7 protein-coding genes are annotated in these 6,230 nt (G+C 63.1%); 5 read left to right on the top strand and 2 right to left on the bottom strand.

Annotation, left to right across the window (positions count from 1 at the left end):
• Positions 1-41: 41 nt before the first annotated feature.
• Positions 42-1,016 (bottom strand): alpha/beta hydrolase, encoded by a 975-nt coding sequence (locus LB577_RS30765; RefSeq protein ID WP_224690173.1) that lies wholly within the window; start codon positions 1,014-1,016, stop codon positions 42-44.
• A 95-nt stretch (positions 1,017-1,111) separates the two neighbouring features.
• Positions 1,112-1,933 carry an SDR family oxidoreductase gene (locus LB577_RS30760; protein WP_224690171.1) on the bottom strand — a complete coding sequence of 274 codons (822 nt, stop codon included), beginning with the start codon at positions 1,931-1,933 and terminating at the stop codon, positions 1,112-1,114.
• A 225-nt stretch (positions 1,934-2,158) separates the two neighbouring features.
• On the opposite strand from LB577_RS30760, the gene LB577_RS30755 reads away from it, so the two are divergent.
• The 5 genes from LB577_RS30755 (at position 2,159) to LB577_RS30735 (ending at position 6,096) form a co-directional block, all read left to right on the top strand.
• Positions 2,159-3,193 carry a cysteine synthase A gene (locus LB577_RS30755; RefSeq protein ID WP_224690170.1) on the top strand — a complete coding sequence of 345 codons (1,035 nt, stop codon included), beginning with the start codon at positions 2,159-2,161 and terminating at the stop codon, positions 3,191-3,193.
• Positions 3,193-3,936 (top strand): alanyl-tRNA editing protein, encoded by a 744-nt coding sequence (locus LB577_RS30750; protein WP_224690175.1) that lies wholly within the window; start codon positions 3,193-3,195, stop codon positions 3,934-3,936. Before LB577_RS30755 ends, LB577_RS30750 begins: the two co-directional genes overlap by 1 nt.
• A gap of 41 nt (positions 3,937-3,977) precedes the next feature.
• The gene (sseA, locus tag LB577_RS30745; RefSeq protein ID WP_224690168.1) at positions 3,978-4,871 is read left to right on the top strand and encodes a 3-mercaptopyruvate sulfurtransferase; all 894 of its coding nucleotides are present in this window, start codon (positions 3,978-3,980) and stop codon (positions 4,869-4,871) included.
• A 5-nt stretch (positions 4,872-4,876) separates the two neighbouring features.
• Positions 4,877-5,440: a GNAT family N-acetyltransferase gene (locus LB577_RS30740; RefSeq protein ID WP_224690174.1), complete on the top strand. Its 564-nt coding sequence runs from the start codon at positions 4,877-4,879 to the stop codon at positions 5,438-5,440.
• A 98-nt stretch (positions 5,441-5,538) separates the two neighbouring features.
• On the top strand, positions 5,539-6,096 hold the full coding sequence (locus LB577_RS30735) for an OmpA family protein (RefSeq protein ID WP_224690167.1): 558 nt from the start codon (positions 5,539-5,541) through the stop codon (positions 6,094-6,096).
• Positions 6,097-6,230 lie beyond the last annotated feature (134 nt).

Raw genomic sequence — 6,230 nt, 5'->3', positions numbered from 1 at the left:
GCGGTGAGCCCGCGGTCGCCTTTTGTGTTTGGACAATCAGCTTACTTGACCACCGCTTCGAGCCAGACGGCGATCCTTTGCGCGAGGAAGGCCGTGGTCGACGGCGACAGCGCGTCGCCGGCGATGACATGGTTGTCCGAATCGCCGGTGTCGTCGACCGGCACCAATTCGTGCGGCGCGCCCCATCGCCCGGCAATTTCGCGGGTGCGGTCGGCCCGCACCACCTTGTCTGAATCCGAAAAGATGAACAGCGCCGGGATGGTCGCTTTCTCGACCGGCGCGCCAAAGGCAAGTTCCGTCAGCGCTTGCATCGGCAGCGTTGCGCCGATCGGATATTTGGTGGTCCAGAATTTCTCGTGCAGGGCGTTGCGCGGCGCGAAGCTGCGTTCCTTGCCCGCGACGAGTTCGGCGATCTGTTTGCCCCATGGCAGGGTAAGCATCTCGGCTCCGGATGCTTTCACGCCGAAATTGGGCGAGATGAATGCAATGGCCGCGACCCCGTCCGATGCTCCCGGCTGCGTTGCCGCCCACACCGCCAGCGAGCCGCCCGTCGAGGTGGCGATGACGACCACCTTGTCGCCGATCGCCCGGCCGATGGCGAGCGCCTCCTCATAGTCGTTGATCCAGGCGTTGACGCTGCCTTGCGTCATCGCCGCGCCGTCCTGCCCGTGACCGGTGAGGCGGGTGTAGAACAGGTTGGCGTCGAGCTGATCGGCCACATCGTCGGGCAGGGGGCGAACCTCGCCCTTCGATGCGGAGAAGCCGTGGATGTAGACGATCGACAGCGGCGTCTTGGCATGCACCATCGGGTTGGCCCAGACGATCTCTTTCTCCAGCCCATCGCGTATGCCCGGTATGGCTGCTTCTGTCCTGGCGACATAGGCTTGCGGATCGTCACCGACGACGGAAGGATCGAAGCGGATCGTGGTGTCGATGGGAACGCGTGGGCCAAGGAGGAAGATCAATGCAAGGACGGCGATCAGGCCCAGCACGGCAAGCACGATCCGTCGCCCCATAGCAGACTCCGCGCAACAACAATGACCCTATGGCGATGGCCGTGAACAGGCAACGGCCGTTCAGGCAGCCAAACCATCAATCCTGTGGGCATCTATTACTTGGGCGGCGGCTTGCGCTCGTAATGCAGCGGCCGTGCCTTCCAGCTGGTCGTCAGGCTGATCACCCACCGGGTGATCGGCCTCGGCAGCAGGGCGAGAAATTTCAGCGGCCAGCTCGTCCGGTACGGGAAGGTGACTTCGAAACCACCGGATTTGATGCCCCGCACCATGCGCCGCGTGGCGCGGTTGACAGGCATCAGGCCCGGCATCGGCAACATGTTCTTCTCGGTCAGCGGCGTGTCGACGAAGCCCGGATTGATGACCTGGACGCGAATGTTCATCTTGTCGAAATCATATTTCAGCGACTCGGCCAGGATGTTGATCGCCGCCTTGGTGCCGCCATAGGCGGCCGTGGTCGGCCAGCCGAAATAGGCGGTGACGGAGCCGACCAGCACGACATGGCCGCGCGCCCTGATCCGCATGTAGTCGAGCACCGGCACCAGCCCATTGATGATGCCGAAATAGTTGACCTCGAAGGAACGGCGAAAGTCGCGGACGACGAGCGCCTCTCCGGGCGTGGAGATGTAGTTTCCGGCATTGAAGATGGCGAGCACGATGGGGCCGAGTTCCTTCTCGATCGCGGCAACCGTTCTTGCCATGCGCGGCTCATCGGTGACATCGCAAGGAAAGGCCGTGACGCTGCCGGGCATCTGCGCGGTCTCGACGATGAGCGTGTCGATCGGATCGTCGTCGAGCGCCGTCACCGCCACGGCGTAGCCCTGGGACGCCAGATCCCTGGCCAGCGAACGGCCTATGCCGCTGCTGCCGCCGGTGACCCAGGCGACGCCGTGTTTCGGATCGGCCCGATAGAGTGTCATGCTGCGCCCTGTCGAGTTGTTGCCGTCTTGCTCTAGCGGCGAAGAAATCGAATGGAAAGAGTGCTTTTCGACGTCGGATGTAATTGAACTGTGCGATACCGATCCGGACTTGAGGGCATCCATGCACAACAGTGCTGGAAATGCGACTGGACCAGGCGAATTCTTGCCTTGAAACCGAGGCTTGGGGTTTCTAGGGTTTCGGCGCACGCACACAAGGAATCCTGAATGCCCCGTTCTGTGATCGACGCGATCGGCAACACGCCTCTGATCCGCCTCAACAAAGCCTCCGAGGAAACCGGATGCGAGATCCTGGGCAAGGCCGAATTCATGAATCCGGGGCAATCGGTCAAGGATCGCGCCGGCCTGTTCATCATCCGCGATGCCGAACAGCGTGGCTTGCTGAAGCCGGGCGGCGTCATCGTCGAAGGAACGGCAGGCAATACGGGCATCGGCCTGACGCTGGTCGCCAAGGCGCTGGGATACCGCACCGTCATCGTCATTCCCGACACCCAGAGCCAGGAAAAGAAGGACACGATCAGGCTGCTCGGCGCCGAGCTGATCGAAGTGCCGGCAGTGCCCTATAAGAACCCCAACAACTACGTGAAACTGTCGGGACGACTGGCCGAGCAGATGGCCAAGACCGAGCCGAATGGCGCCATCTGGGCCAACCAGTTCGACAATGTCGCCAACCGCGACGGCCATATCCGCACCACGGCGCAGGAGATCTGGGCACAGACCGGCGGCAAGGTCGACGGTTTCGTCTCTGCGGTGGGTTCTGGCGGAACGCTGGCGGGTGTCGCGTCCGGGCTGAAGGCCAAAAACAAGGACGTGAAGATCGCGCTCGCCGATCCGCTGGGGGCTGCGCTCTACAGTTTCTACACCAGTGGCGAGCTGAAGTCCGAGGGCAGTTCGATCACTGAAGGCATCGGGCAGGGGCGCATCACCGCCAATCTCGACGGGTTCACGCCCGACTTCTCGTTCCAGATCAAGGACGAGGACGCGCTGCCGATCGTCTTCGACCTGATCCAGGAGGAAGGCCTGTGCGTGGGCGGCTCGACCGGCATCAACATCGCCGGCGCAATGCGGCTGGCCAGGGAGCTGGGTCCCGGGCACACCATAGTGACCATTCTTTGCGACTACGGCACGCGCTACCAGTCGAAACTATTCAACCCGCAATTTTTGCGCGAGAAAAACCTGCCAATTCCGGGCTGGATGGAGCTGCAGAGCAAGATTTCGGTGCCTTTCGAAAAGGTCGCATGATGGCGTACAGGACGGAAGCGCTGTTTCGCGACGACGCCGACCTGAAGACGGCGGATGCCACGGTGGTTGCCGTCAACGATCGTGGCGGCATCATTTTCGACCGCACCATCTTCTATGCCACCTCGGGCGGCCAGCCGGGAGACTCCGGTGCATTGGAGCGCGCCGACGGCAGCCGCATCGAAATTGCCGCCACCATCACCGGCGAGACCAAGGACGAGATCATCCATGTGCCGGCGCCTGCGCAGGCGGCCTTGGCGGTCGGCGAGAAAGTGAAACTCGCCATCGACTGGGAGCGGCGGCATCTCCTGATGCGCATGCACGCGGCCTGCCATCTGCTGACCGTCGTTTGCCCGTTCCCGATCACGGGCGCTTCCGTTTCCGAGGACGACAGCCGTGTCGATTTCGACATTCCGGACGCCAGCTTCACCAGGGAAGAGGTCACCGCTGGCTTGATGGACCTGGTGCGCGCCGATCATCCGATCTTCACCAGGCTGATCAGCGACGAGGAACTGGCCGCCAATCCGGGCCTGGTGAAGTCCAAGAACGTCAGGCCCCCGGTGGGCACCGGCAAGATCCGCCTGGTCTGCATCGGCGAAAATGCTTCCGTGGACAGCCAGCCCTGCGGCGGCACGCATGTGAAGAGCACCGGCGAAGTCGGCGAAATCCACATCGGCAAGATCGAGAAGAAGGGCCGTGAAAACCGGCGCTTCCGCATCCGCTTCGGCCCGATGCCGGCGAACTGAACAGACAAGCACCGCCAAAAAAGGGTGCGGCAGGAGAAAAAATGGCCGAAGACAGTCCTTTCACCGTCGATGCGGATTGGCTGCAGGGGCGCCTGGGCCAGCCGGGCCTGACGGTCATAGACGCATCCTGGTACCTGCCGGCGCAAAAACGCGACGCGCGTGCCGAATATGACGCGGCCCACATTCCCGGCGCTCGTTTCCTGGACCAGGATGCGGTTTCGGATCCCGACGCCGCCTTGCCGCATACATTGCCGTCGCCGCAGCATTTTGCGCAATATGTCGGTTCGATGGGGGTTTCGGCCGATGACACCATCGTCGTCTACGACGGTCCAGGTTTCTTCTCGGCACCCCGGGCATGGTGGATGTTCCGCATCATGGGCGTCTTCCAGACCTATATTCTGGATGGCGGCTTCGACGGCTGGAAGGCCGCGGGTCGGCCGGTAACGGCCGAGCCGACGAAGATAGCGCCAAGCGTGTTCCATGCCGATTTCGACGCCGGTCGCGTCGCCAGCCTCGCCGACATGCGCCGGATCGTCGAGACCGGCGCCAGCCAGGTTGCCGATGCCCGTGGACCCGGCCGCTTTACCGGCGCCGAACCCGAGCCCCGTGCGGGTATCCGCTCCGGCCACATGCCGGGCGCGCGCAACGTGCCGTACTCCGCCCTGTCGGAAAAGGGCGTGCTGTTGCCGAAGGATCGTTTGCGCCAGGTGATCGAGCAGGCCGGCATTGACCTGTCGAAACCCGTCGTCACATCTTGCGGCTCCGGTGTCACCGCCGCGGTGGTCACCCTGGCGCTGGAGACGCTTGGCCACACCGACAACAGGCTTTATGACGGCTCATGGACCGAGTGGGGTGGGCTCTCCGACACGCCTGTCGTGACCGGCCCCACGACATCTGTCCCCGGGAAGGCTGGCCCCAAGGCTGGCAAGGAATGAACGCGATGGAAAACGGCCTGCTGCAGGACATCGAAGTCACGGTGACTTTCCTCGAAATGCACGCGCCTCCCGCCGCCTCGCCGCCGGTGCCCTACAACCGCCAGGTCGCGCTGCTGAAGACCAAGGATATCCCCTTGCATTTTTACCGCTACCTGATGGACCGGGTGGGGCGCAAATGGCATTGGGTGAACGTTCTCAGGCTGAATGACGACGAACTCTCGGCCGGAATCCACCGCGAGGATCGCGACATCAGGGTGCTCTATCTCGACGGTGCGCCGGCAGGCTTCTTCGATCTCAAGCCGCATTTGCCCGAGGAAGTCGAGCTCGCCTATTTCGGCATGATGGAACATGCGACCGGACTGGGCATCGGCCGCTGGTTCCTGGGTGCCGCGATCTCTGCTGCGTGGTCTTACGGGCCAAAGCGGGTAGTCGTGCAGACCTGCACGCTCGATCATCCGGCGGCCCTGCCGCTCTACCAGAAGCTTGGTTTCACGCCGGTCGCGCAGAAAAAGGAAACCGTGCACCCGCTGCCTTTCGCCGAGCGCTCGGCAAGCGTCATGCGGCCATGACACGAGCCGGAACCTGAACCTTTCGTTCATCGCCGATTCAGCCTGCCTTTGGCATTGTGCCCGCATCGCCAATGCGGCCGAGGCCGAAGGAGAAACATATGCTGACCCGCCGTACACTCGCCGCCGCGCTGATCGCAGCGATTGCCATGCCGAGCCTTGCCGCCGGGCAAGCGACAACACCTTCGGCCGCGACAATCGAACGGAAGCTGGAGGCGGCACCCCGCATGAAGCTGCGGCCGAACGAGCGCGTCACCATCCGCGAATTCAAGCGCCGGCCGGATCTGCGCCGCATGGCGCGCTCGATCGATATCCAGTCGATCAATTTCGCCTTCGGCTCGGCGGCCATCTCCAGTTCGCAATACGACAAGATCGAGACCATCGCCGATGCGCTGAAGCGCATCCTACGCCGCGACCGCGGTGCCCGCGTGCTGATCGAGGGGCATACCGACGCCGTCGGCTCCTTCCAGTCGAACCAGGTCCTGTCCGAACAGCGCGCTGCCTCGCTGAAACGCACGCTGGTGCGGGAATTCGGCGTACCCGGTCATGCATTGGAGACTGTCGGTTACGGCGAGGAGTTCTTGCTGGTGCCGACGCAGAGTGAAAACTGGCAAAACCGCAGGGTGACGCTGCGCCGCTTTGACGATTTCATCCGGTGATTGGGTCCGGCTTGCTCTTTGGCTAGCCGGGTGGCTTATTGGCTCGGCGATGCCGGCTAATTGTCGCAGCTTGCGGGGACTGATCGCCCGCACCGGATCGGTCCCTCGATCTTTGCATGAAACGGGTGGGAAGC

Source organism: Mesorhizobium sp. B283B1A (genome assembly GCF_020165735.1).
Lineage (GTDB): Bacteria > Pseudomonadota > Alphaproteobacteria > Rhizobiales > Rhizobiaceae > Mesorhizobium > Mesorhizobium opportunistum.
Note: the sequence above shows the minus strand (reverse complement) of the source record. Positions and strands in the feature narration are given on the sequence as shown.